Origin of the sequence: Frigoribacterium sp. CFBP 8751, from assembly GCF_014841545.1 — a bacterium.
GTDB lineage: Bacteria > Actinomycetota > Actinomycetes > Actinomycetales > Microbacteriaceae > Frigoribacterium.
This window is the reverse complement of record NZ_JACYUB010000005.1, coordinates 137,996-162,259: the sequence shown is the minus strand read 5'-3', so window position 1 is coordinate 162,259 and position 24,264 is coordinate 137,996. Positions and strand designations below refer to the sequence as shown.

The following is a 24,264-nucleotide window of genomic DNA, read 5'->3' as shown; positions in this document are numbered from 1 at the left end:
CGTGACGCCGGAGACCACCGAGCCCGCGCCTCCTGAGTCCATCAGGAGGCGGGGGCTCGGTCGTGTCGACGGGTCGCGTCGTCAGGGGGTCGGCGTCGCCGTCGAGCCACCGGTCTCGCCCGTGCTGGTGTCGCCGGTCGGGGCGTCGTTCTGCACCTCGGCGACGAACTGCGCGAAGGTGCTCGCATCGGTCAGCGAGCCCTGGTACTGCTGGCCGTTCACCAGGACGAGCGGGGTGCTCGCGAGCTTGTCGAGCGACGAGTTCGGGATCGGGTCGTTCAACGCCCGCTGGGTGGCCGAGGCGACCCAGTCCTCGAAGTCGCCCCCCTTGATGCACGACGGGATCTGCTCGTCGGTCGCCCCGGCACCCTGAACCAGGGTGACGAGCTCGTCGTTCGTCAGACCCCGGGTGTTCTCCTCGGGCTGTTGCGCGAACAGGGCCGTGTTGACGTCGAGCGCCTTGTCGGGCTCGTGGTTCGCGACGCAGGCGAAGGCGTTGGCGGCGCGCGTCGAGTACCGGCTGCCCTGCGAGGCGTTGTCGAGGAACCCGATGGGGTGGATCGCCAGGGTGGCGGCGCCGCTCGAGACGGCCTCGTCGAGCTGCTGGGCGTTCGTCGTGTCGAACTGGCCGCAGAACGGGCACATGTAGTCGAGGTAGACCACGATCGACGGCACGTCGCCGGTCGCACTCGGGGCCGGGGTCGGCGTCGCGTCGGCCGCGAGGGCCCCGCTCGGCACGGCGGTGACGGCGCCGTTCGACCCCTCGAGCACGAGACCGTCGCTCGCCATGTTGGCGGGGCCGGGACCGGCCGGCTTGATCGACTGCGTGATGACGAGCGCGACGATCGCGAGGACCGCCACCACGCCGACCACCAGGCCGCCCTGCAGGAGCCACTTGTTGCGTCGGCGCCGTCGGGCCTCGGCCTCACGGGTGATGCGGGCCTTCTCGCGGGCCGCCTCTCGGCGTTCCTTCTTGCTGGCGGGGGAGTCGGTGGGTGGCGTCATCAGTCCTCGTCGTGGCTCGGTGGTCGTCCGACCAGACTGGCGAGGTCGTCCTCGAATCTGCTGGGAGCAGCCTGAGCGCGACGGACGTCGCAGGGGGTCGGCCGCCCCGGGACGAGAGGAGTGGCGGGTCAGCCGAACAGCGTCGGCAGCAGCAGCGGGAACACGACGACGATGGTCGTGGCGACGACGATGTAGTTGAGCACCGGCAGGACCCACGAGTACGGGAGGAACCGTGCCGCCGCCCGCTGGAGAGGCCCCACGGGGACGGTGACGCCGCGAGCCGCGCCCCACACCGTATAGACCCAGAACAGCGGGATGGTGAAGAGCCAGACGAGCATGCACCACGGGCAGAGCGCCCCGATGACGAACACCGTCTGCGTGAAGAGCCAGGTGACGAAGACCCAGGCGAGCAGCAGCCCGAGGTTGAACGCCAGCCAGAACCACCGGGCGAAGCGGGCACCGGCGAGGAGGCCGAGACCCACCGCCACGGGGGCGGCGAAGCCGATCAGGCCGAGGATCGGGTTGGGGAAGCCGAAGAGCGAGGCCTGCCAGCTGTTGATGACCGGCGAGCAGCCCACGAACGGGTTGACGTCGCAGCCGAGCGCCGCGCCCGGGTTCTCGAGCAGCCGGAACTTGTCGAGGGTGAGGGCGAAAGCCCCCACCAGGCCGCCGAGGCCGGCGACGATCAGCAGCACGGCGGCCACGAACGGGGTGCGGCCGGTGGGCAGGGTCACGGCCCGAGGCGTCTCGACGGTCACGGTGAGCAGTATCGCACGGGCCGTCGGGGCGTCCGCTTTGACCCCGCACCGGCCTGGGCGTGCGATAATCGAGCCAGTCGTGGGGCCCAGGCCCCGAGATCCAGGCTTACCGGGCACTGCCGGCCGTCGTCGTCACGCGAGAGATCGCGTTCTCGACGAGGTCGAGCCGAAACCGGGCCAGAGCGCAGGCGCTCATCGTCGGATGGCCAGTTCCGAACCAGCAAGGCGACACGAAGAACAGCACGTCGACGAACGACATCGAGGGCGACGACCGCAGGTCGGTCGACACCCCGGATGACCGAACGTGACGTGTCCGACAAGGCGCGCCGTGAGAGGGCGCGGTGGTCAGGGGCAGGTGCGACGTCACCGCCCGACCACGACACGAGAATTCCTGCCGACGGCATGGCCTCGGCGGGGCGAGGAGCGCACCGCAAGTGGTGAACGACAACACAGACAACGACGGACGTCCGAAGAAGAGAAGGGGATTGTTCGCAGGCCTCAGGGCTCGCCAGGCGGCGGTCGACGCCGCCCCGGCGGCGACCCCCGACGCGCAGCGAGCACCACTCCCTTCACCCGTCCGGACGACAGACGACGCCCAGGAGGCATCACCCGTGACCCACGAGACCGAGACCACCGACGAGCAGGTCGCGGCCCAGGCCCCGACCTCCGAGCAGAACGCGACCGACGCCGTCGCCGAGGCGTTCGTCGCCGCGGCGACCCAGCCGGCCCAGGCCGACGACGCGTCGACCGACGAGTCGTCCGGGTCGCCGATCCCGGCGAACCTGACGACCACGTCGCTGATCTTCCACGCGCCCGAGATCACCGTCCTGCCGGCACGCCCCGGTCGACGACAGCGGGACGACCGTGACGACCGCGACGACTCGTGGGACGACGACGGCGACGACGAGCGCGACGAGCGCGACGACCGCGACGAGCGCGAGCAGCAGCCCGCCTCGCGCCGTCGTCAGCGCGGCCGCTCGCAGGACCGCGAGGAGCGCGACTCCGAGACCCGCGGTCGCGACCGCGACCGTGCCCCGCGACAGGCGGAGCTCATCACCGAGCCGCAGCGCATCAAGGGTTCGACGCGTCTCGAGGCGAAGAAGCAGCGCCGCCGCGACGGCCGCGACGCCGGACGCCGCCGCACCGTCATCACCGAGGCCGAGTTCCTCGCCCGTCGCGAGAGCGTCGATCGCAAGATGATCGTCCGCTCGTCGGGCGACCGCATCGAGATCGGCGTCATGGAGGACGGCACGCTGGCCGAGCACTACGTCGCCAAGGCACAGAACGTGTCGCTCATCGGCAACGTCTACCTCGGTCGCGTGCAGAACGTGCTGCCCAGCATGGAGGCCGCGTTCGTCGACATCGGACGTGGCCGCAACGCCGTCCTCTACTCGGGCGAGGTCGACTGGGACTCCCTGTCGACCGGCAACCAGCCCCGTCGCATCGAGCTGGCCCTCAAGCCCGGCGACCGCGTGCTCGTCCAGGTCACGAAGGACCCCGTCGGCCACAAGGGTGCTCGTCTCACGAGCCAGATCTCGCTGCCGGGACGCTACCTCGTCTACGTGCCCAACGGCTCGATGAACGGCATCAGCCGCAAGCTGCCCGACACCGAGCGTGCGCGCCTCAAGAAGATCCTCAAAGAGGCCCTGCCCGAGAACACCGGCGTCATCGTGCGCACCGCGGCCGAGGGCGCGACCGAAGAGCAGTTGACCCTCGACGTCAAGCGCCTCACGAACCAGTGGGCCGACATCGAGAAGAAGGTCGCGGCGGGCAACGCCCCGAACCAGCTGCACTCCGAGCCCGACCTGCTCATCAAGATCGTGCGCGACGTCTTCAACGAGGACTTCCACGAGATGGTCATCGACGGCGACGAGGCCTTCGAGACGCTGCAGTCCTACCTGTCGGCCGTGGCGCCCGACCTCATGGACCGCGTCAAGCGCTACGAGGGCGACAAGGACGCGTTCGACGAGTACCGCCTCAACGAGCAGATCGAGAAGGCGCTCGACCGCAAGGTCTGGCTGCCCTCGGGCGGTTCGCTCGTCATCGACCGCACCGAGGCGATGACCGTCGTCGACGTCAACACCGGCAAGTTCGTCGGCTCGGGCGGCAACCTCGAAGAGACGGTCACGAAGAACAACCTCGAGGCCGCCGAAGAGATCGTCCGTCAGCTGCGTCTGCGCGACATCGGAGGCATCATCGTCGTCGACTTCATCGACATGGTGCTCGAGTCCAACCGTGACCTCGTGCTGCGTCGCCTGGTCGAGTGCCTCAGCCGCGACCGCACCAAGCACCAGGTGGCCGAGGTCACGTCGCTCGGGCTCGTCCAGATGACGCGCAAGAAGTTGGGACTCGGCCTGGCCGAGTCGTTCTCCGAGGCCGGCAGTGCCGCGCGCGTCCAAGAACAACAGCCCCGCAAGGGCGGCCAGCAGGGCGACCGTCGACGTGGCGGCCAGGCCGGTGGGCCCGGCAAGTCGGGCGGCAACGGCCACAACACGGGCTCCGGTGCCGGCACCGGGCCGCAGTCCGGTCGCGGCGGCCCCTCGGCGCCGACCGGTGGGGCACACCCCACGACGGGCACCCACGCCATCACCGACGACGTGAAGAACGCCCTCTCGCGCATCGCGGCGAGCACCATCGCCCACGCCGAAGAAGGCGGCGGCAAGGACGACGACGCGGCCAGCCAGGCCGCGGCGGCCGTCGAGGCCGCCATCGACGCCGCCGCCGCGAGCGCCACGAAGGCCGAGCCGGTCGCCGAGGCAGCCGGTGACCAGGCGGACGAAGGCCGTCGCGGGCGTTCGGGCCGCAAGGGTCGCCGTGGTTCGTCACGTGCCGCGCGCGAGACCGGCGAGGACGCCGGCGAGTCGACGCCCTCCGAGTCGGCTCCCGCCGACTCGCGCGCCGGTGTGATCGAGGTCCCCGCGGCCGCCCCGGCCGAGCGGTCGGTTCCGGCGGCTGCCGTGGCCGCACCCGTCGACGAACCCACGGAGGCGCCGGTCGCCAAGACCACGGAGCGTCGCCGCTCGTCGGCCACGGTCTCGACCCCGGACGCCACGGTCGCGATCCTCGACATCCCAGTCGCCACCACGCGTCGCGAGCCGCGTCGCATCAGCAGCCAGGACGCCGAGCAGTTGCTCGACTCGGTGTTGGGTGCGTTGCCCGAGCCGAAGCAGCCCGGACAGGGGCGTTCGCGCTCGCGCCGCGCCTCCAGCCAGGGCACGACCGCGGCGGCTCCGGCCGAGCCGACGACGTCCGGCGAGTCCGGTCCGTTCATCCTCGGCGTGGGGGTCAGCTCCGACGATCTGTGAGTCGTCTAGGGTGACCTCGTGCCTCTGACCCAGCCCGGAACCCCGACCGTCAGGTCGAGGTTCCGGGCTGCGTCCGTCGCGGCCTCGGGGCCCGAGGGGCGCGAGCGCCTGCTCATGGCGGGCACGGCCCTCGCCGTCGTCCTGGTGGCCCGTTTCGCCCTCGGGCTCGTCGCACTCGTCGGGTCGGCGGTCGGCTTCTCGGTGACGGCGTTCCCCAGCGGGTTCGTCGCGACGCCGGTCGGACAGTTCCTCGGCAGCTTCGTGCTCTACCCGTTCCCGTTCTACGTCGCCTCGTTCGCCGTGCTCGCCGCGACGAAGCCGCTGACGCCCCGGTCCGACCTCCGGACGGTGGTCCGCCACGCGGTCGTCGCGGGCGGCGTCGGGACGATCGCGCTGGCGGTCGTCGGCATCGTCCCGGGCATCGTCCTCTCGATCGACGGCGGCACCTGGGTGAACCTCGCCCTCTACCTGACGACCATCCCGCTGTCGGCCGGCATCGTCGACACGGCCCTGCTCGTCGCCGGTGCCGTGCTCGCCCGACTCTGGCTGGGCGGCGGCGACGGTGACGAGGTCTGGGCGGTCGAGCCCGGGCCCCGGGACGCCGAGGCCGAGGCGGAGGCCGACGCGGCCGACGTGGACGACCGCACCGCGCCTCCTGCCGTCTCGGACGACCGGTTCACCCGCGTCCCGACGGTCGCCGCCGCGGTGCCCTCGGCCCCCGTCGCCCCGCCCGAGCGTCCCGTCGTACCGGCGCACCCGACCCCCGCGCCGGACGACTGGTCGCGCTTCGCGCCCCCCGCCGAGCCGAGCGGGGACGACCGGTGAGCGCTCCCGTCCGGGAGCGCACCGAGCACGCCGGGCACGGCGTCGGACGTCGTGCGCGCCGGGCGCCGTCCCGCGTCCCGCTGCTCGTGGCCGGTGGGCTCGTGCTCGCCGTGCTCGTGGCGGTCCGCCTCGCCTCGCCCCTCCTCGGCCCGGGCCTGCTGCCGAACGCGCTGCAGGACTTCGTCACGCTGACCATCAGCGTCATCGTCGAGTCGATGCCGTTCGTCCTGCTCGGCATCGTCCTGTCGATCATCGTGCAGGAGTGGCTGCCGCAGGCGTTCTTCTCGTCGTGGCTGCCGAAGCGAGGGCTGCCCCGTCGCGCGGTCATCTCGTTCCTCGGCATGTTCCTGCCCGTCTGCGAGTGCGGCAACGTGCCCTTGGCGCGGGGGCTCGTGCTCAAGGGCTTCACGGTGTCCGAGTCGATGACCTTCCTGCTCGCGGCACCGATCCTCAACCCGATCACCATCATCACCACGCACCAGGCGTTCGGGTGGGACAACGGCATCCTCGTGGCCCGGTTGATCGGCGGGTTCGTCATCGCGAACCTGATCGGCTGGCTGTTCAGCAAGCACCCGAACCAGCAGAGCCTGCTGACCTCCTCGTTCGCGGCCGAGTGCCGGGTCGACGACGGCCATGCGCACGGGCGGGGTCGCACGGCGAAGAGCGTCGACCTGTTCCGCCGCGAGATGTCGACCATGATGCCCGCGCTCTTCATCGGCGCGGCCATCGCGGGCGCGATCCAGACGATCGTTCCGCGGTCGGTGCTCGTCACGCTCGGCAGCAACCCGGTCTGGTCGGTGCTGGCGATGATGGTGCTGGCCTTCGTCATCTCGATCTGTTCGAACGTCGACGCGTTCTTCGTGCTGCCGTTCGCCTCGACGTTCATGCCCGGCGGCATCGCCGCCTTCCTCGTCTTCGGCCCCATCATCGACGTCAAGATGCTGGCCCTGCTGCGGACGACCTACACACCCAAGGTGCTCGGGCAGGTCACCCTCGTGGTGGCCCTGACCAGTGCCGCGATCGGACTGGTGGTCAACTATGTCGCCTAGCCCTGCTCCTCGCCCCTGGCGCCGACTGCTCGACCGCTGGCAGGGGGTGCTGCTGACGCTCGTCGTCGGCGTCGCCACCCTCTGGCTCGCCGCGACCGGTCAGCTCGTGCTGTACATCCACCCCCGGTACGACGTCTTCACGGTGGTGATGATCGTCATCGGCATGACGTTGTCGCTGGCCACTCTGGCGTTCTCGCCCGTCCGGGGTGACGACGCCCACGACGGCCACGACCACGACGCCGGCCATGACCACGACCACGACCACGACGGACGTCTCGACGCGGCCGAGGTGCCCGCGGTCGAGGACGGGCTCCGTCCGCGCCGCCGCCGACCGGTCGCCACGGGAGCCCGCCGCCTCGCCTTCTCGGTGGGCGTGGCCGTCACCGCCGCCGTCGCGATCGCCGTCGTCGCCCTGCCCCCGGCCACCTTGACCAGCGCCACGGCCGGCCAGCGCGACGTGAACTCGTCGACCGCGGCGCTCGACCGTACGACCGTGGCCGACGCGACCGGCGCCTCCTCGGATGCCTACCGGTCGTTCAGCGTCCTCGACTGGGCCGGCCTGTTGAGGCAGACGACCGACCTCGCCTTCTACGAGGGCAAGACCGCGGACGTGGTCGGCTTCGTCACGCCGTCCGACACCGATCCCGACGACGTGTTCTACGTCTCGCGTTTCGTCATCACGTGCTGCGCGGTCGACGCCCAGCCCGTCGGCGTCCCGGTCTACCTGCCGGGGTGGCAGGACCAGGTCGCCGCAGACGACTGGGTCGAGGTCACGGGTGGCTTCGACACCAACCGCAGCAGCTCGAGCCAGGACCCCGTCGCCCTCGTGCCCGACGACGTCACGACCGTGGGACAGCCCAGTGACCCGTACCTCTACTGAGGGCGGGCGGGGCCGGGGCACGACGGGAGGGGCCACGCCCGACCCGTTCGCCTCCGACCCCGTGTTCCTCACCGAGGAGGACGCCCGTGAGGCCGGCGCCCGGTGGCGCACGCGATGGATCGCCGTCGTCACCGTCCTCGCGGTGCTCTGCGCCGCCTTCGTCGGACTGACCTACTTCCAGGGCCCGAAGGCGGGCGAGACGCAGGTCGACACGACGGCCGTGGTCGAGCGCCCCGGCCAACAACTGCGGGTGTTCGCCAACCAGGCGCTCGCCCACGTCGACGCGTCGCAGGTGGTCGTGACGCCCGCGGCCGCGTTCACGGTGCAGACCTCGGGCGACGTGGTCGCGGTGACCTTCACCGGCCGGCTCGCCTATGACACCGACTACCACGTCCGCATCGGCGGCGTCTCGAGCGTCTACCAACGACAGACCTCGACCCTGGAGGCGCGGTTCAGCACGCCCCCGGCGACGCTGTACCGGCTCGTGCGAGGCACGGGCGGGGCCGACGACCGCATCGAACGAGCCGGGCTGCGGGGCTCGGACCGCACGACCGTCTGGTCGGCGCCGCGCATCCAGGCCTACGAGGTGTTCGACTCGGCGGTCGCGGTCGTCACGGACGACGGGGCGCAGAGCAGCCTCAGCCTCGTGTCGCTCGACGGGGCCGCCGTCGAGACCCTGCCCGTGCCCGACCGGCCGGGCCTGATCACGCGCTTCGCGGCCGACCGAGCCACCACGACGCTGGCGTTCTCGTTCCGTCCCACGGGCTCGGACGTCGAGACGCTCTACACGCTGCCGTTGCAGGGGCAGCGGGCGGTGTCCCCGGTCCTCGGCCTGTCCGGGCAGCCCGTCGAACCGACCGACTGGGCCTTCGTGCCGGGTGAGGACGTCGTCGTCGTCCAGTCCGTCGACGACTCGGTGAGCGTGATCGACCTCTCGGGAGCCGACCCGGTCCGGCCGGTCGGCACGTACTCGCTGTTGCAGGGCGTCTCGCTCGACGGCACGACCCTGATCGCCGCGTCGGCGATCGCGTCCATGGTCGTCGACCTCGCCACGGGGGACGAGCGCCCCCGGGCGCCCGCCCCGGTCGACGGGGTCCTCCCGTTCGCCGGCCCCCTCGTGGCCCTCGACTCCGACCACGTCGTGCAGCAGGTGTCGGTGCCCTCCGACGACGGACTGACGTACCGCACGCTCGTCGTCGCCGACGACGGCACCACGTCGCGGACGCTCTGGCAGCCCCCGAGCGCATCCGGAGTGGTCGAGGGCTTCGACGTCTCCCCGAACGGGCAGTACCTCGCGGTCCAGTCGGTCGGGGACGCGACGACGCCGACGGATTACTCGTACACGATCGACCCCGTGGCCGACGGGGTCACCACCACGATCGTCGACATCGCCTCGGGCGCCGTCGTGGCCAGCTACGAGGGCTTCGACACGACCTGGTGACCGCGCCGGGGCGGAAGCGCCCGGGTGGACGGGTGGCTCAGGCCGTCAGGCCGCGTTTGATCCGCTGGGACACCCGGAGTCCGCTGCGCTCGAGACGTCGGGCCAGGTCGAGGCCCGTCACGGCGACGGCGCCCCCGGCGATCAATTCGGCCCGTCGTGACTCGGGCACGTCGTAGTGGTCGTGGTCGAACCCCCGGCGGGGGATGCCGTGACGCGCGGCGAAGGCGTGCAACTCGTCGTAGGAGTCGTCGCTCACCAGGTGTGCCCACAGGGTGTCGTGGGCCGGCCACACGGCCTCGTCGATCAGGATCACGCCCTGGATGGTAGTCGTCGGCCCGCCCTCGGGCGCACGAGTCCCCGAACGGAGGAGGCGCAGGGCCGGCCGGCGGACGCGTTGACGGCCCCCGCGGCCCCCTGTACGATGGGCGGTTGGTGCGCGCAGGCTCGAGGTCGCGTCGCGCCGGACACCCCACAAATCTTAAGGAACAGACATGGTCTACGCAGTCGTGCGCGCCGGTGGTCGGCAGGAGAAGGTCGAGGTCGGCACGATCGTCACCCTCGACCGTCTCAAGGCCGCCGAAGGCGACGCCATCACCCTTCCCGCCGTGCTGCACGTCGACGGTGACACGGTCATCTCGGCCGCCGACGAGCTGGCGAAGATCACCGTCACCGCCGAGGTGCTGAACGACCTGCGCGGCCCGAAGATCGTCATCCAGAACTACAAGAACAAGACCGGTTACAAGCGTCGCATGGGCTTCCGTGCCGACCTGACCCGCGTCAAGATCACCTCGATCAACTGAACCAGGGGCTGAGAACACATGGCACACAAAAAGGGCGCATCGTCCACCCGCAACGGTCGTGACTCGAACGCACAGCGCCTCGGCGTGAAGCGCTTCGGCGGCCAGGTCGTGCTCGCCGGCGAGATCATCGTCCGCCAGCGCGGCACCCACTTCCACCCCGGCGTCAACGTCGGCCGTGGCGGCGACGACACCCTCTTCGCCCTCGCACCCGGTTCGGTCGAGTTCGGCGCCAAGGGCGGCCGCAAGGTCGTCAACATCGTCGCCTCCGCGACGACGACGGTCTAGCACGACCACGCGGCGTCGGCACACGACCCGCATCGGCGGCCCTCGCGGGTCGCACCGTCTGGGGCGAGCATCCTGCTCGCCCCAGACGTGTTTGACCCGGGCAGCTCGCACCGGCACGCACAGACAAAGAGATCAAGCACCTCATGGCCACATTCGTCGACCAAGTGACCCTCCACCTCCGCGCCGGCAACGGCGGCAACGGCTGCGTGTCCGTCAAGCGCGAGAAGTTCAAGCCGCTGGCCGGCCCCGACGGCGGCAACGGCGGTCACGGCGGTGACGTCGTGATCGTCAGCGACACCGGCGTCACGACGCTGCTCGGGTTCCACCGTGCTCCGCACCGGTCCAGCGACAACGGCGGCTTCGGCATGGGAGACCACCGTGCCGGCACCAACGGCGAGACCCTCGAACTCGTCGTCCCCGTGGGCACGGTCGTCAAGTCCGCCGACGGCAAAGAGTTGATCGACATGGTCGAGCCCGGAATGCGCTACGTCGCCGCCGAGGGCGGCATCGGCGGCCTGGGCAACGCGGCCCTCTCGTCCACCAAGCGCAAGGCCCCCGGCTTCGCCCTGCTCGGCACCCCCGGCTGGGCCGGGGACGTGCTGCTCGAACTCAAGGTCGTCGCCGACATCGCCCTGGTGGGCTACCCGTCGGCCGGCAAGTCGAGCCTCGTCGCGGCCCTCTCGGCCGCGAAGCCGAAGATCGCCGACTACCCCTTCACGACGCTGCACCCCAACCTCGGCGTCGTCGAGTCGGGCGACACGCGCTACACGGTCGCCGACGTCCCCGGGTTGATCGAGGGTGCCAGCGAGGGCAAGGGACTCGGGCTCGAGTTCCTGCGCCACGTCGAGCGCTGCTCGGCGCTGCTGCACGTCCTCGACTGCGCGACCCTCGACCCCGGCCGCGACCCGCTGACCGACCTCGACGTCATCCTGCGCGAACTCGAGGCCTATCCCATCCCCGACGGCCAGAAGCCGCTGCTCGACCGCCCGCAACTGATCGCGCTGAACAAGGTCGACGTGCCCGACGGCCGCGAGCTGGCCGACTTCGTCACGCCCGAGCTCGAGGCCCGCGGCTACCGCGTCTTCGAGATCTCCGCCGTGAGCCACGAGGGCCTGCGCAACCTGTCCTTCGCCCTGGCCGACGTCGTCGAGGCCAGCCGAGCCGAGATCGCGGCCCGCCCCGCGCCTCCTCGCATCGTCATGCGCCCCCGCGCCGTCAACGAGAAGCCCTTCGTCATCAGGGTCGAGGGCGGAACCTACGGCAACGTGTACCGCATCCTGGGCCAGAAGCCCGAGCGCTGGGTCGTGCAGACCGACTTCAACAACGAAGAGGCCGTGGGCTACCTCGCCGACCGGCTCAACGCCATCGGCGTCGAGGACGCCCTGTTCAAGGCCGGTGCGCAGGCCGGTTCGACGGTCGTCATCGGCCCCGAGGGCGGCATCGTCTTCGACTGGGAGCCCACCCTCACCTCGACGGCCGAGCTGATGACGAGCGCCCGTGGCACCGACCCGCGCCTGATCCAGAACGACCGTCCGACCCGCAACCAGCGTCGCGAAGAATACTTCGAGCGCATGGACGCCAAGGCCGAGGCCCGCGCCGAGCTGCAGCGCGAACGCGCCGCCGGCCTGTGGACCGACGACGAGGGGTTCCTGGTCAAAGAGGGCGACGACGTCGAAGGCGACGAGCGGGCGTGACCGGGGGCGTCGTCGACCGCGCCGGCCTCGGCACGGCCCGCCGCATCGTGGTCAAGGTCGGCTCGTCGTCGATCAGCGGTGACAACGCGGGCCAGATCGAGCCGCTGGTCGACGCCCTCGCCGCGACGTACGGTCGGGGCGCCCAGGTCGTGCTCGTCTCGTCCGGGGCCATCGCCACGGGCCTGCCGCACCTGCGGGTCGACTCCCGTCCGACCGACCTCGCCACCCAGCAGGCGGCCGCCGCGGTCGGGCAGAACGTCCTCATCTACCGGTACCAGCAGAGTCTGCGCCGCTACGGCATCGTGGCCGGGCAGGTGCTGCTGACCGCCGGCGACATGCAGAACCCGACCCACCGCAGCAACGCCCAGCGCGCCATGGAGCGCCTGCTCGAGCTGCGCATCCTGCCGATCGTCAACGAGAACGACACCGTCGCGACCCACGAGATCCGCTTCGGCGACAACGACCGGCTCGCGGCGCTGGTGTCGCAGTTGATCGGTGCCGACGCGCTCGTCCTGCTCAGCGACGTCGACGCCCTGTACACCCGACCGCCGCACGAACCCGGCGCCGTCGCGATCGTCGACGTGCCCTTCGGGGACGAGCTCGCCGGGGTCACCTTCGGCGAGGCAGGCGCGGCCGGCGTCGGGACGGGAGGCGCGGGCACGAAGGTCGCGGCCGCCCGGTTCGCGGCCGAGGCCGGCACACCCGTCCTCGTGACGAGCACCGGCAACGTCGCCCGGGCACTCGCGGGCGAACAGGTCGGCACCTTCTTCGAGGCGGCGGGAGGCGCGGGGTCGGGACCTGCGACGGGGGACGCCGGTTCCGCGGGCGGGCGACCGGCCTGACCCGCGCCTCCCGGGGTGTCGTCCGGGCGACCGGCGTCGACCGTCGACGGCCTCGCGGGACGGGGGAGCGGCGCATAGGCTTCGTGCATGTCGCTCATCGATGCCCCGGCCCCGTCGCTCACCGACAAGCTGACCGCTGCGAAGGCCGCCTCGCGCGTGCTCGCCACCGCGACGGCCGACCGCAAGGACGCGGGGCTGCGGGCCGTCGCCGCCGCGCTGGTCGCGAACGTCGACCGCATCGTCGCGGCCAACGAGCTCGACCTGGCGAACGCGCGTGAGAACGGCGTCGGTGCGTCACTCCAGGACCGCCTGCGGCTGGACTCCGGTCGGCTGGCCGGGCTCGCGTCGGCCACCGAGCTCGTGGCCTCGCTCGTCGACCCGGTCGGCGAGTCGGTGCGGGGCAAGGTGCTGCCGAACGGGCTGCGGCTCGACCAGGTCCGCGTGCCGTTCGGTGTGGTGGGCGCGATCTACGAGGCCCGGCCCAACGTGACGGTCGACATCGCGGCGCTCGCCCTGAAGAGCGGCAACGCGGCCGTCCTGCGCGGCGGCAGCGCGGCGCAGCAGTCCAACCGTGTGCTGGTCGAGGTCATGCGCGAGGCGCTGGCCGAGGTGGGGCTGCCCGCCGACGCCGTCGTCACCATCGACGAGTTCGGCCGCGACGGGGCCGGTGAGCTGATGCGGGCCCGGGGGCTGGTCGACGTGCTGATCCCTCGGGGCAGCGCCGAGCTGATCGACACCGTCGTCCGTGAGTCGACGGTGCCGGTCATCGAGACCGGTGCCGGGGTCGTGCACGTCTTCCTCGACGCCAGCGCCGACGAGGGCTGGGCCGTCGACATCGTGCGGAACGCCAAGGTCCAGCGCCCGAGCGTGTGCAACGCGCTCGAGACGCTGCTCGTCCACCGCGAGGCGGCGGAGCGCCTGCTGCCCCCGGTGCTGGGTGCCCTGCGCGCCTCCGGGGTGACGATCCACGGCGACGAGCGGACGCTCGAGGTCTTCCCCGACGGGGTTCCGGCGACCGACGACGACTGGGCGACCGAGTACATGGGGCTCGACCTCGCGGTCCGGGTCGTCGCCGACGTCGACGAGGCCATGGCCCACATCGCCCGGTGGTCGACCCACCACACCGAGTCGATCGTGACCAACGACCTGGCGACCGCCGAGCGGTTCCTCGCCGAGGTCGACAGCGCCGTCGTCATGGTCAACGCCTCGACCCGCTTCACCGACGGCGGCGAGTTCGGCTTCGGGGCCGAGGTCGGCATCTCGACCCAGAAGCTCCACGCCCGCGGACCGATGGGGCTCGCCGAACTCACGAGCACCAAATGGGTCGTGCGGGGCCAGGGCCAGGTGCGCGGGTAGACTGACCGACGATCGTCACCGCCTGAACGGGAGAACCCATGCTCGACGCCTCGCTGCTGCTCGCCGAAGCCCACGAAGAACTCGCACCGCTGATCGCCCCGGCCCCGGTCATCGCCGGCGTCTTCGCCATCGCGTTCCTCGTCCTCGGCTACGTGGTCTTCAGCTACCGCGACGTCGCCAACCGGTCGCTGCGCAAGGCGAACAAGCTCGACCACCACGACGGTCCGATCGACGAGTTCGGTCACCCCGAGAAGCACTGACCGCCGAGGCCGGCGAGATGGTCGTGGCGGGCGCCACCGTGCCCGACGGCGAGGGCGTCAGGCGACCCCGCGTCGGCATAATGGGCGGCACGTTCGACCCGATCCACCACGGGCACCTGGTCGCGGCCAGCGAGGTCGCGCAGTCGTTCCACCTCGACGAGGTCGTCTTCGTGCCGACCGGTCAACCGTGGATGAAACCCGAGGTCAGCGAGGCGGAGCACCGCTACCTCATGACGGTCATCGCCACGGCGTCGAACCCGACCTTCACGGTCAGCCGTGTCGACGTCGACCGCGAGGGGCCGACCTACACGATCGACACCCTGCGCGACATCCGTCGCCTGCGTCCGACGGCCGAGCTCTTCTTCATCACCGGCGCCGACGCCGTCGCCCAGATCCTCGACTGGAAAGACGTCCAAGAGCTCTGGGACCTCGCCCACTTCGTCGCCGTGTCCCGGCCGGGGCACGACCTCAGCGTTAGCGGTTTGCCCGAGAGCGACGTAAGCTTGCTCGAAGTCCCCGCACTGGCCATCTCGTCGACCGATTGCCGCGCCCGGGTGGGTCGAGACTTTCCGGTGTGGTACTTGGTCCCCGACGGCGTCGTCCAGTACATCTCCAAGCACCATCTGTATCGGAGCGTTTCATGAGCACGTCCGACGGTCAGCCGCCCCTCACCCGGCGACAGATCCGCGACCTCGAGCGAGCCCGCGAGGCCGGTCAGGCCATCACCGGCGCCGTGCCCGTGGTGCCCGCCTCGATCTCGACGCCCGCCCCGCGCCCTGCGGCGGGCTCGACGGGTGACGTACCGATGCCGGTGCCGTCGTCGGCCGCGCTGCGCGACGTCCCGCCCCCCGCACCGGGCTCCGTCGTCGACCCCGGCACCGGTCTGACCCGCCGACAGATGCGCGCGCTGCGTGACGCGAGCCAGAGCCGCGACGCGTCTCCCGTGCCCCTGCAGGCCCCTGCCCCCGAACCCCGTCGTCCGTTGGCCGACGCGCTCAACACCGTCGACGAGATCGCCCCCGCCGCCGACGACCGTCCGGCCTCCGCGCCCGGCGCGTCCGGTCCGGCTCCGGTAGCCGTCCGCCCCGCCTCGGCCCCCGTGCCGTCCGCCGCACCGGACGACGACGACGCGTCGGACGACGCCCCGGGGCCCCGTCGCACGGGTGCGGCCTCCTCGGTCCCTCCGGTGTCCTCGACCCCCACGCCGACGTCGACGCCCACGGTCTTCCCGTTCGCGTTGTCCGACGAGCAGGGCCGCGGCGGGCAGGGCTCGCCGATCGCGCCTCCTGCCCCGTCCCGTTCCGCGGCGTCGACGGCGTCGCGCCCGTCGGGTTCCGGTTCATCGCCCGAGCAGCGTGACGAGCCGTCCGACGCGTCGCCCGTCGTGCCGTCCGGTCACTGGTCGACCCAGTCCGACGAGCCCGACGCGCAGTCCGTCCCGGGCCGTCAGCTCGGCACCAGCACGGGTCAGCAGAACGCGCTGATCCTCACCGACGCCCAGGTCGCCGACGTGACCGGTGCGCTCAACGCGACCGGCGAGATCATCATCACGGGCTCGATCGATCTGCCCCGCAGCTTGGCGTCGACCGGCTCGCAGGCCCGGATCGACAACTCCGACATGGACCGCATCCTCGAGCAGGGCGACGCCGAGCAGGCGTCGAGCGACGCCGAGCCCGTCCGTGCCAGCCGAGCCATCAGCACGCACACGTCCACCCGCGCCGTCGTGCTGGCCGCGTCGCAGCCCAAGGGCAACCACCTGCCGCTGATCCTCGGGATCTCGGGCGGCGTCGTGGGCCTCGGTATCATCGGCTTGATCATCGGTGGCTTCGCCACCGGGGTGCTGGGCTGAGGCCCGACCCACCCGAACCGACCCCGGTCGGCCCGCATCACCACCTACCCCCTAAGGAACACGTGACAGCCACCCCTCGTGCCATCGAGCTGCTGCAGATCGCCGCACGCGCGGCCGACGACAAGCAGGCCGACGACCTCGTCGCCCTCGACGTGTCCGGCCCCCTGCCCCTGACCGACGTGTTCCTCCTGGCCACCGGCCGCAGCGAACGCAACGTGGTCGCCATCGCCGGCGAGATCGAGGACAAGATGCTCGAGGCCGGCGTCAAGACCCTCCGCCGTGAGGGCCGTGCCGAGGGCCGTTGGGTCCTGCTCGACTTCGGTGACGTCGTCGCGCACGTCTTCCACGACGAGGACCGTCAGTACTACGCGCTCGAGCGCCTGTGGAGCGACTGCCCGACGATCCCGCTCGACGTGCTGGCCGAGTCGGCCACCTCACCCGCCGAGGCCACGGCCGACGCGCCGGCCGAGGCCTGACCGCCCCGCGCCTCCTCTGTTTCGCCGCATCGGCGGGACGTCACGACATGCCGCTCACCCCCGAGGTGAGCGGCATGTCGCGTCTTCTCGGGGCTCGTGGCCGAGAGCCGCGCGCCGAGTGAGTCGGTGTCGGTGCTGGCTGGTGTCGGTGTTGGATGACAGGCTGAGGGCGTGATCGTCGAGCGCGTTCGAGCCCCCGAGGCACTCGTCCCCGACCGCGACCAGTGGCCCTTCACGGTGCCCGTCGTGCGGTCGCTGATCGGCGAGGGGCTCGCTCTCGATCGCGCGGTGACGTTCGTCGTGGGTGAGAACGGCAGCGGCAAGTCGACCGTCGTCGAGGCGCTGGCCGAGGCCTGGGGCGTCGACGTGCGGGGCGGTCGCAGCGATTCGCGGTGGTCGTCGCCGCTCGATAAATCAGCGCTCGGGCGCGTGATGAAGCTCGACCGGACGCCGATGGGTGCGCGGCTGACGGGCACGGCGGCCCGGGGGTACTTCCTGCGATCCGAGACGGCTCTCGACATGTTCCGGCGGTTCGAGCCCGGTGACCCGGCGTTCCGTGACGTCAGTCACGGCGAGAGCTTTCTCCAGGCCTTCGACAGCCACGTCGACGGTCGGGGGCTGTACCTTCTCGACGAGCCCGAAGCCGCGTTGTCCTTCAGCTCGTGCCTGCGCCTGATGGGCACGCTGGCCGACGTCGTCGAGACGGGCGGGCAGGTCGTCTGCGCCACTCACTCACCCGTCCTGACGGCCCTGCCCGGGGCTCGCATCCTCGAGGTGGGCGACCACGGGGTGCGGGCGGTCGAGTGGGCCGATCTCGACCTCGTGGGCCACTGGCGGTCGTTCCTCGAAGGACCCGAGGGGTACCTGCGTCACCTCTGACGTCGGGGTGAACTTGCGGCCGGAAAAAATGTAGTAATGTAGACGAGTTGCTTCCGACGGGGTGAAAACCTCCGAGGGGCAGCAGTCCTGGGTCTGTGGCGCAGCTGGTAGCGCACCTGCATGGCATGCAGGGGGTCAGGGGTTCGAGTCCCCTCAGATCCACCAGAACGGGTTCGCGAGAACCACACGAAGGCCCCTCCTCGAGAGGGGCCTTCGTCGTTTGCGGGGCAGCTGTTCGAGGGCGTCGACCGCAACGCCGCCACGACGTAAACACTCCGCCACGAGATGTCGTGGCGGAGTGTTTACGTCGTGGCGGGTCGCACGGGTCGCGCGGGCAGGGTGGATCGGGCGGCCACGGGACCCACGCCGACGGGCGCAGGAGGCGCGGGTCGCGTCAGACGCGGGCGCGCAGGTCCGCCGACGCCCGGGCTGCGCCCTCGGCGAGCAGACCCTGGTCCGCGTGGACGAGCTCGCCCTCCGCCACGACCGCGTCGCCCCCGACCCAGAGGCGCGCCAGCGGAGGCATCGAGGCCAGCCCGAGGGCGGCCACCGGGTCGGCGATGCCCGCGAACTCGACCCCGTCGACGCGCCAGAGGGCGAGGTCGGCGAGCTTGCCGACCTCGATCGAGCCGAGGTCGGCGTCCCGCCCGAGCACGCGGGCGCCACCGATCGTCGCCAGGCGCAGTCCCTGCCGGACCGAGAACGCGTCCGCGCCCGAGCGCAGGCGCCCGAAGAGCACCGCCTGCCGGATCTCGGTGCCGAGCTGGCCGGACTCGTTCGACGCGGCACCGTCGACCCCGAGCCCCACGGGTGCCCCCGCGCGCAGCAACGACGCGATCGGGGCGATGCCCGCGGCGAGTCGACCGTTCGACGACGGGCAGTGCGCCACACCGGTCCCCGTCGCGGCGAACCGTCCGATCGCGTGGTCGTCGAGGTGGACGCAGTGGGCCATCCAGACGTCGTCGCCGAGCCAGCCGAGGTCCTCCAGGTACTGGGTCGGCGTCCGGCCGAAGCGCTCGAGGCAGAAGGCGTCCTCCTCGACGGTCTCGGAGCCGTGGGTGTGCAGCCGGACTCCGAGCTGCCGTCCGAGGACGGCGGCCTCGCGCAGCAGGTCGGCCGTCACCGAGAACGGCGAGCAGGGCGCGATCGCGATCTGGACCCGCGCGTCGCCGGACGGATCGTGGAACCGGGCCACCGCCTCCTGACCGGCGCGCAGCGCGGCGTCCGTCGTCTCGACGGCGAAGTCCGGGGGCAGGCCGCCCTGCGACCGACCGAGGTCCATCGAGCCGCGCGTGGCGTGCAGGCGGACGCCGACGGTTCCGGCGGCCCGGACGATGCCGCCCAGGAGGTCGCCGGCACCGGCCGGGAAGACGTAGTGGTGGTCGCCGACGGTCGTGCAGCCCGACCGCGCCAGCACGGCGATCGCAGCGGCGGCCCCGGCCTCGACGAGCGGCTCGTCGATGCGCGCCCAGGTCGGGTAGAGCGCGACGAGCCAGTCGAACAGGATCGAGTCCTGCGCGATGCCGCGGGTCAGCCACTGGTAGAGGTGGTGGTGCGTGTTCACCAGGCCGGGGGTCAGCAGGTGGCCCCGGCCGTCGACGCGCTCGACCGGGATCGGCGCGGCAGCCGGCACGGCGGACCCGGGAACCGACCCGGCCGCCGACCCGGGTGCGGCGAGCCCGGCCGTGCACCACGCGGGGGCGGGCCCGGGCCCGACGGCGACGATGCGCGATCCGTCGACGACGACGTGCCCGCCGGCGTGCTCGGTGTCGTGGGCGTCGACCGTCGCGACGTGTGCGCCCTCGACGACCAGCCGCCGGGCCGGCGTCACCGAGGCGGAGGCGGGTGCGGTCACGCCGTCAGCCACGCCGCGATCTCGGCGACGGCCCGCGCTTTCAGTTCCGGCGACGCCCCCGAGCACTCGATCGAGCTCAGCGCGCACGCGGCGAGCTGCTCGTCGGACAGGCCGAGGGTCGTGCGGGCCAGCTCGTACTCGGCGAGCACACCCGGCCCGAACAGGATGGGGTCGTCGGCGTTGATCGAGCACCGCACGCCGGCCTCGACGAGGCGCTTCAGCGGGTGGTCCTCGATGGTGGGGATCACCGAGAGTAACACGTTCGAGGTGAGGCACACGTCGAGGCAGACGCCCTCGGCGGCCAGTCGGGCCATGAGCGGTTCGCTCCGCACGGCCGTCACGCCGTGCAGCACGCGGTCGGCGCCGAGGACGTCCAGCGCCTCCTCGATCTGGTCCGGGCCCGCGAGTTCGCCGGCGTGCGGCGTCGAGAGCAGGCCCGCGTGCTTGGCGATGCGGAACGCCTCCTCGTAGCGGGCCGCCGGGTTGCCGCGCTCGTCGTTGGCGAGGCCGAGCGAGACGACGCCGCGGTCGGCGTACGCGGCGGCCAGGTGGGCCAGCTCGTTCGCGGCCTCGACGCTCTCGGTGCGGTCGACCGTGATCATCAGGCCGACCTCGACGCCCCATCGCTCGCCGCTCTCGGCGCAGGCCGCGAGCATCGCCCGCAGCGAGGCGTCGAGCGACCCGAAGGTGGCGACGTAGAACTGCGGGCTCGCCCCGAACTCGACGTAGGCGACGCCCTCGTCGGCGCAGTCCTCGATCGCCTCGTCGATCAGGCGGAAGAGGTTCGCGCTCTCGGCGAGGACCACGAGCATGCCCTGGTACGTCGCGCTGAACTCGCTGAAGTCCCCGAAGCTGGTCGGCATCGGCACGACGACGCCCGACGCCGCCGCCATGTCGGCCAGCGAGTCCGGTCGGATCGCCGCCTCCATGTGCAGGTGCAGGTGGCCCTTGGGCAGGGCGCGCAGGTCGCGCGCCACGGCGTCGGCGGGCGAGGGGGCGGACGCCGAGGAGGCGCGGGTGGCGTCGGCGGGGGAGGTGGTGGTCACGAGCGGGCTCCGTGGATCAGGGCGTCGACGAACGACGGCAGGAAGAGGTCGGTGTGGACGGCGGTGACCGCCGTGGTGTCGGTGGACGGGTGGTCGGTCGGCACGGGGCCGTCCGGGTGCCAGTCGACCTCGGCTCCGTCGGCCGTGCGCATCACCCGGCCCCGCGTCGCGAAGCCGTCGTGGGTGATGCCGACGGGGCCGGTGACGCTGTCGGCGATCCACTCGGGGTGCACCATCAGCGCCGCGGCGAGGCCGTCGTGCACGGGGCTGACCCGGCGGCCCCAGGCGTTCCGGTAGAAGTCGAGGTAGGTCGCCAGGACGTCGGCGGCGAAGGTGCCGGTCGGCGTGCCCGAGTCGCGGAGCGCCGCGACGTGCGATTCGTCGGTGATGACCTGCGACGTCGCGTTCACGCCCACCATGAGGCGCGAGGTCGCCGGGGCGGCGAAGACCGCGCGGGCGGCCACGCCGTCGTTCTGCACGTTCGCGTCGACCATGTCCGTGCGGCCGAGGGCCGGGAAGGGTCCGCTGCCGCCCATGATCGTCACCGACCGGAACAGGGTCAGGAGGCGCGGCTCGGCCCTCAGCGCCAGGGCCACGTTGGTGAGCGGCCCCAGGGTGAGCAGGTCGATCTCGCCCGGGGACGCCCGGGCGACCTCGACGAGCCGCTCCGCCGCCGGGGTGTCGAGCAGCACGCGCGGGAGCGGCCGCTCGGCGACGACGTCACCGAGACCGTCGTGACCGTGCACGTAGTGGGCGATGTGCGCCTCCGCGTCCACGGGTCCCTCGGCACCGCGGGCGACGGGCACGTCGTCGAGACCGACGAGCCCGAGCACGTGCCCGACGTTGCGCAGGGCGTCGTCGACGACGCAGTTGCCGTAGACGGCCGTGATGCCCACGATCTCGACGTCGGGCTGCGCGGCGAGCCAGAGCAGGGCGAGGGCGTCGTCGATGCCCGTGTCGGTGTCGACCAGCACGCGGCGGGTCACACCGGGGCCGGTCACGCCGTGGCCGGTCACGACGCGGTCGCCTTGCCGGCGTTGGGGCCCCACTTCGCGAGCACCGCCGTCTCGACGAACGTCGTGATCGTGTAGAGCACGATCGAGACGAGCGTGATCAGCACGACGATCGCCCAGATCTCGCCGTACTGCGACTGCGACTTGGCGGCCGTGATGGCGGCGCCGAGGCCCTCGTAGGTGAAGAGCCACTCGTAGAGCATCGCGCCGGTGATGGCTCCCGGCACGGCGATGCGCATCGAGGCGAAGAAGTACGGCAGGGCCGTGGGGAACGCGACCTTGCGCATGATCGTCCAGCGGCTGCCGCCGTAGACCCGGATGAGGTCGACCGACTGGGCGCTGACCGACCGGAAGCCGAGGGTCAGGTTGACGAGCAGGGGGAAGAATACGACCACGCCGCCGATGAAGCCGGCGGTGACGATGCCGTTGCCCAGCACGAGGTAGATGACGGGGGCCATCGCCAGCAGGGGCACGGTGCGCAGCAGCATGGCGATCGGCATGAACATGAACTCGACGGGTCGGATCAGCGTGAAGACGATCGCCACGACCAGCGAACCGCCGACGCCGAAGACGAAGCCGATCGCGGCGTGCCAGAGGGTCACTCCGAGCAGGCCGGCGATGTGCACGCGGTTCTCGGCCGCCGTGGTCCGGCTGAGCTCGGAGTCGACGAAGAACCAGCGGAACACGTCGGCCGGGGTCTTCGCGATGAACGCGTTGGCCTGCAGCACGACGATGGCGAGGTTCCACAGGATGCCGAGGATGATCGCCGAGATCGCGATCGTCAGCACGGTGCGGCCGATGCGCCGCAGGACGAACCGGGCGGTCGAGGAGGCGCTGGTCGAGACCGCGGGGGCGGTGACGCGGGTGCCGGTGCCGGTGGGCAGGGTCGTGGCCATCAGAACCCCTCTCCGGCGCGGCTGTCGCCCGCCGACCAGGGCGTGACCAGTCGGCTGATCCGCCCGATGACGAAGTAGGCGATCCCGGCGATGCCGCCCGAGATCAGGGCCAGGGCCCAGAGCTTGACCGACGCCGCCGTGGCCTGCGCCGCGAGCAGCAGGATGCCGAGGCCCTGGTCGACCCCGATGAGGAAGTACTCGCCGAGCACCGCGCCGAGGAACGCCGCGGGCGCCGCCAGCTTGAGCGCCGCGAGGATGCTGGGCAGGGCGGCGATCAGACGGACCTTGACCAGCTGCGTCCAGCGTGAGCCGCCGTAGGCCGTGATCACGTCGAGCTGGGTCTCGCTCGCGGCCCGCAGGCCGAGCAGCGTGCCGATCACGGTGGTGAAGATCACGCTGAGCGCGGCCAGGAAGATCGACGTCGTCCGGCCGCCGGCAGGCGACATGAGCGTGACGATCGGCGCGATCGCGGTCAGCGGGATGCACGAGCAGACCACGGCGAGCTGGGTCGAGAGGCCCTCGAACCACGGCACGAGCAGCACGGCGAAGGCCAGTGCGAACGCGATCAGGTTGCCCCAGAGGAAGCCCCAGGCCGCGCTGCCGGCGGTCGCGCCGATGGCGCGCCAGTAGACGAGGTCGCTGAGGTCCGTGACGAGCTGGACGAGCACCTGGCCGGGCGGGGGAATCGACCCGGTCACCGAGAAGAGCGTGACGGCCACGACCTGCCAGATCGCGACGATCAGCACGATGCCGACGAGGGCGCCGACCCACGGAGGGGCGGCGGCCATCGAGCCGAGCACCGACCGTCGCTCAGGCCCCCGGGCGGTCTCGGCCCGGAGCGCCACGCTCTGGCCGAGCTCCGCCTCGACCTCGCGCTCGGCGGTCTCGCGCGGCGACGTGTGCAGGTCAGTCATCGGCCACCGTCCCGTGCGAGCCGAACAGGATCTCGGAGATGCGGTCGACGTACGCGTGGAACTCCGGGGTGCGGGTCAGCTCGGGCAGGCGCGGTCGGGGCAGGTCGATCTCGACCACCTCGGCGATGCGGCCGGGCCGGGCGCTCATCACGGCGACGACGTCGGACAGGAACACGGCCTCGGCGATGCCGTGCGTCACCATCAGCGTGGTGGCGGGCTTCTCGCCCCAGATGCGCAGCAGCTCGACGTTCATGCGCTGCCGGGTCATGTCGTCGAGCGCGCCGAACGGCTCGTCGAGCAGCATGATGGTCGGCTGCACGGCGAGGCAGCGGGCGATCGAGACGCGCTGCCGCATGCCGCCCGACAGCTGCGCCGGCTTGGCCTTCTCGAAGCCCTTCAGGCCGACGAGGTCGATCAGGTCGTCGATCAGGCCGGCCGGGGGAGTGAGCCCGGCGACCTCGAGCGGCAACCGGATGTTGTTCTCGACGCTGCGCCAGGGCAGCAGGGCCGAGTCCTGGAACGCGATGCCCGTCTCGTGGCCGCGTTGCACCTCGGCCGCGGTCTTGCCGTTGATCACGACGCTGCCCGACGTGGGCGTCTCGAGCCCGGCCAGGATGCGCAGGATGGTCGACTTGCCGCAGCCCGAGGGCCCGAGCAGGCTGAGGAACGAGTCCTTCTTGGTGCCCAGGTCGATCTGCGTCAGGGCCTGCACGCTCTTCCGACCGAGCTGGAACGACTTGGTCAGTCCCTGGATGTTGATGCCGGTGGCGAGCTCGGGTCGACCGGCGGGGTCGCCCGTCGCCGTCGTGGGTGCGGTCGTGGTGCCGTCCGTCATG

General features: G+C 71.8%; 25 protein-coding genes and 1 tRNA gene. 16 read left to right on the top strand and 10 right to left on the bottom strand.

All coding sequences use genetic code 11. The features are described 5' to 3' along the window. Nucleotides 1–81 precede the first annotated feature (81 nt). The 3 genes from IFT88_RS13295 to IFT88_RS13285 form a co-directional block, all read right to left on the bottom strand. Complete coding sequence (locus IFT88_RS13295; RefSeq protein WP_192121120.1) at nt 82–1,005, bottom strand: DsbA family protein; 924 nt, start codon at nt 1,003–1,005, stop codon at nt 82–84. A gap of 128 nt (nt 1,006–1,133) precedes the next feature. Further along, nucleotides 1,134–1,763, bottom strand: a complete 630-nt coding sequence (locus tag IFT88_RS13290; RefSeq protein WP_342212157.1) for a vitamin K epoxide reductase family protein — start codon at nt 1,761–1,763, stop codon at nt 1,134–1,136. Nucleotides 1,764–1,869: 106 nt separating this feature from the next. Further along, the gene (locus IFT88_RS13285) at nt 1,870–2,052 is read right to left on the bottom strand and encodes a hypothetical protein (RefSeq protein ID WP_043597068.1); all 183 of its coding nucleotides are present in this window, start codon (nt 2,050–2,052) and stop codon (nt 1,870–1,872) included. A 322-nt stretch (nt 2,053–2,374) separates the two neighbouring features. On the opposite strand from IFT88_RS13285, the gene IFT88_RS13280 reads away from it, so the two are divergent. From IFT88_RS13280 to IFT88_RS13260, 5 genes are read left to right on the top strand one after another with little or no spacing between them, the layout of a single operon-like run. After that, nucleotides 2,375–5,068 carry an Rne/Rng family ribonuclease gene (locus IFT88_RS13280; RefSeq protein WP_446718832.1) on the top strand — a complete coding sequence of 898 codons (2,694 nt, stop codon included), beginning with the start codon at nt 2,375–2,377 and terminating at the stop codon, nt 5,066–5,068. Between the two features lie 18 nt (nt 5,069–5,086). Further along, nucleotides 5,087–5,893, top strand: coding sequence for a hypothetical protein (locus IFT88_RS13275; protein WP_192121116.1), 807 nt, complete (start codon nt 5,087–5,089; stop codon nt 5,891–5,893). Beyond that, the gene (locus IFT88_RS13270) at nt 5,890–6,942 is read left to right on the top strand and encodes a permease (RefSeq protein ID WP_056227003.1); all 1,053 of its coding nucleotides are present in this window, start codon (nt 5,890–5,892) and stop codon (nt 6,940–6,942) included. The genes IFT88_RS13275 and IFT88_RS13270 overlap by 4 nt, the downstream gene beginning before the upstream one ends. Further along, on the top strand, nt 6,932–7,822 hold the full coding sequence (locus IFT88_RS13265) for a TIGR03943 family putative permease subunit (RefSeq protein WP_192121114.1): 891 nt from the start codon (nt 6,932–6,934) through the stop codon (nt 7,820–7,822). The genes IFT88_RS13270 and IFT88_RS13265 overlap by 11 nt, the downstream gene beginning before the upstream one ends. Beyond that, entirely contained in the window at nt 7,803–9,263 is a 1,461-nt protein-coding gene (locus IFT88_RS13260) for a hypothetical protein (RefSeq protein WP_192121112.1), read from the top strand. The genes IFT88_RS13265 and IFT88_RS13260 overlap by 20 nt, the downstream gene beginning before the upstream one ends. 37 nt (nt 9,264–9,300) lie before the next feature. Here IFT88_RS13260 and IFT88_RS13255 read toward each other — a convergent pair whose 3' ends face one another. Then, entirely contained in the window at nt 9,301–9,576 is a 276-nt protein-coding gene (locus tag IFT88_RS13255) for a DUF4031 domain-containing protein (protein ID WP_369700714.1), read from the bottom strand. Nucleotides 9,577–9,754: 178 nt separating this feature from the next. On the opposite strand from IFT88_RS13255, the gene rplU reads away from it, so the two are divergent. The 11 genes from rplU (at nt 9,755) to IFT88_RS13200 (ending at nt 17,869) form a co-directional block, all read left to right on the top strand. Then, nucleotides 9,755–10,063, top strand: coding sequence for a 50S ribosomal protein L21 (gene rplU, locus IFT88_RS13250; protein ID WP_043597080.1), 309 nt, complete (start codon nt 9,755–9,757; stop codon nt 10,061–10,063). An 18-nt stretch (nt 10,064–10,081) separates the two neighbouring features. Further along, nucleotides 10,082–10,348: a 50S ribosomal protein L27 gene (rpmA, locus tag IFT88_RS13245; RefSeq protein WP_043597083.1), complete on the top strand. Its 267-nt coding sequence runs from the start codon at nt 10,082–10,084 to the stop codon at nt 10,346–10,348. Between the two features lie 143 nt (nt 10,349–10,491). Continuing rightward, nucleotides 10,492–12,042, top strand: coding sequence for a GTPase ObgE (gene obgE / locus IFT88_RS13240; RefSeq protein ID WP_192121110.1), 1,551 nt, complete (start codon nt 10,492–10,494; stop codon nt 12,040–12,042). After that, the gene (gene proB, locus IFT88_RS13235) at nt 12,039–12,884 is read left to right on the top strand and encodes a glutamate 5-kinase (protein ID WP_082060194.1); all 846 of its coding nucleotides are present in this window, start codon (nt 12,039–12,041) and stop codon (nt 12,882–12,884) included. Before obgE ends, proB begins: the two co-directional genes overlap by 4 nt. An 87-nt stretch (nt 12,885–12,971) precedes the next feature. Then, a complete protein-coding gene (locus IFT88_RS13230; protein ID WP_192121108.1) occupies nt 12,972–14,240 on the top strand; it encodes a glutamate-5-semialdehyde dehydrogenase in 1,269 nt (422 codons plus the stop codon). 38 nt (nt 14,241–14,278) lie between these two features. Then, nucleotides 14,279–14,500, top strand: a complete 222-nt coding sequence (locus IFT88_RS13225) for a hypothetical protein (protein ID WP_043597092.1) — start codon at nt 14,279–14,281, stop codon at nt 14,498–14,500. 17 nt (nt 14,501–14,517) lie between these two features. Then, nucleotides 14,518–15,144, top strand: coding sequence for a nicotinate-nucleotide adenylyltransferase (nadD, locus tag IFT88_RS13220; protein ID WP_082060195.1), 627 nt, complete (start codon nt 14,518–14,520; stop codon nt 15,142–15,144). Next, on the top strand, nt 15,141–16,349 hold the full coding sequence (locus tag IFT88_RS13215) for a hypothetical protein (RefSeq protein ID WP_192121106.1): 1,209 nt from the start codon (nt 15,141–15,143) through the stop codon (nt 16,347–16,349). Before nadD ends, IFT88_RS13215 begins: the two co-directional genes overlap by 4 nt. 62 nt (nt 16,350–16,411) lie before the next feature. After that, nucleotides 16,412–16,825, top strand: coding sequence for a ribosome silencing factor (gene rsfS / locus IFT88_RS13210; protein ID WP_043597095.1), 414 nt, complete (start codon nt 16,412–16,414; stop codon nt 16,823–16,825). A 171-nt stretch (nt 16,826–16,996) separates the two neighbouring features. Further along, a complete protein-coding gene (locus IFT88_RS17690) occupies nt 16,997–17,704 on the top strand; it encodes an AAA family ATPase (RefSeq protein ID WP_192121104.1) in 708 nt (235 codons plus the stop codon). Between the two features lie 89 nt (nt 17,705–17,793). Then, a tRNA-Ala gene (locus tag IFT88_RS13200) sits at nt 17,794–17,869 on the top strand. Nucleotides 17,870–18,098: 229 nt separating this feature from the next. Here the strand turns inward: IFT88_RS13200 and IFT88_RS13195 are convergent. From IFT88_RS13195 to IFT88_RS13170, 6 genes are read right to left on the bottom strand one after another with little or no spacing between them, the layout of a single operon-like run. Further along, nucleotides 18,099–19,571, bottom strand: coding sequence for an 8-oxoguanine deaminase (locus IFT88_RS13195; protein ID WP_213016677.1), 1,473 nt, complete (start codon nt 19,569–19,571; stop codon nt 18,099–18,101). Then, nucleotides 19,556–20,605: an adenosine deaminase gene (gene add / locus IFT88_RS13190; protein WP_199859248.1), complete on the bottom strand. Its 1,050-nt coding sequence runs from the start codon at nt 20,603–20,605 to the stop codon at nt 19,556–19,558. Before add ends, IFT88_RS13195 begins: the two co-directional genes overlap by 16 nt. After that, the gene (locus IFT88_RS13185; protein ID WP_192121102.1) at nt 20,602–21,621 is read right to left on the bottom strand and encodes a nucleoside hydrolase; all 1,020 of its coding nucleotides are present in this window, start codon (nt 21,619–21,621) and stop codon (nt 20,602–20,604) included. The genes add and IFT88_RS13185 overlap by 4 nt, the downstream gene beginning before the upstream one ends. After that, nucleotides 21,618–22,514, bottom strand: coding sequence for an ABC transporter permease (locus tag IFT88_RS13180; protein WP_056227014.1), 897 nt, complete (start codon nt 22,512–22,514; stop codon nt 21,618–21,620). Before IFT88_RS13180 ends, IFT88_RS13185 begins: the two co-directional genes overlap by 4 nt. After that, nucleotides 22,514–23,428 (bottom strand): ABC transporter permease, encoded by a 915-nt coding sequence (locus IFT88_RS13175; RefSeq protein ID WP_192121100.1) that lies wholly within the window; start codon nt 23,426–23,428, stop codon nt 22,514–22,516. Before IFT88_RS13175 ends, IFT88_RS13180 begins: the two co-directional genes overlap by 1 nt. After that, nucleotides 23,421–24,263: an ABC transporter ATP-binding protein gene (locus IFT88_RS13170; RefSeq protein WP_156155610.1), complete on the bottom strand. Its 843-nt coding sequence runs from the start codon at nt 24,261–24,263 to the stop codon at nt 23,421–23,423. Before IFT88_RS13170 ends, IFT88_RS13175 begins: the two co-directional genes overlap by 8 nt. Nucleotide 24,264 lies beyond the last annotated feature (1 nt).

Bases quoted from the DNA above. Each gene is read 5' to 3' on its own strand.
- nadD (WP_082060195.1), top strand. From the start codon at position 14,518: ATGGTCGTGGCGGGCGCCACCGTGCCCGACGGCGAGGGCGTCAGGCGA.
- IFT88_RS13215 (WP_192121106.1), top strand. From the start codon at position 15,141: ATGAGCACGTCCGACGGTCAGCCGCCCCTCACCCGGCGACAGATCCGC.
- rplU (WP_043597080.1), top strand. From the start codon at position 9,755: ATGGTCTACGCAGTCGTGCGCGCCGGTGGTCGGCAGGAGAAGGTCGAG.
- rpmA (WP_043597083.1), top strand. From the start codon at position 10,082: ATGGCACACAAAAAGGGCGCATCGTCCACCCGCAACGGTCGTGACTCG.
- IFT88_RS13170 (WP_156155610.1), bottom strand. From the start codon at position 24,263: ATGACGGACGGCACCACGACCGCACCCACGACGGCGACGGGCGACCCC.
- IFT88_RS13225 (WP_043597092.1), top strand. From the start codon at position 14,279: ATGCTCGACGCCTCGCTGCTGCTCGCCGAAGCCCACGAAGAACTCGCA.
- obgE (WP_192121110.1), top strand. From the start codon at position 10,492: ATGGCCACATTCGTCGACCAAGTGACCCTCCACCTCCGCGCCGGCAAC.
- IFT88_RS13295 (WP_192121120.1), bottom strand. From the start codon at position 1,005: ATGACGCCACCCACCGACTCCCCCGCCAGCAAGAAGGAACGCCGAGAG.
- IFT88_RS13180 (WP_056227014.1), bottom strand. From the start codon at position 22,514: ATGGCCACGACCCTGCCCACCGGCACCGGCACCCGCGTCACCGCCCCC.
- IFT88_RS13175 (WP_192121100.1), bottom strand. From the start codon at position 23,428: ATGACTGACCTGCACACGTCGCCGCGCGAGACCGCCGAGCGCGAGGTC.
- IFT88_RS13265 (WP_192121114.1), top strand. From the start codon at position 6,932: ATGTCGCCTAGCCCTGCTCCTCGCCCCTGGCGCCGACTGCTCGACCGC.
- IFT88_RS13230 (WP_192121108.1), top strand. From the start codon at position 12,972: ATGTCGCTCATCGATGCCCCGGCCCCGTCGCTCACCGACAAGCTGACC.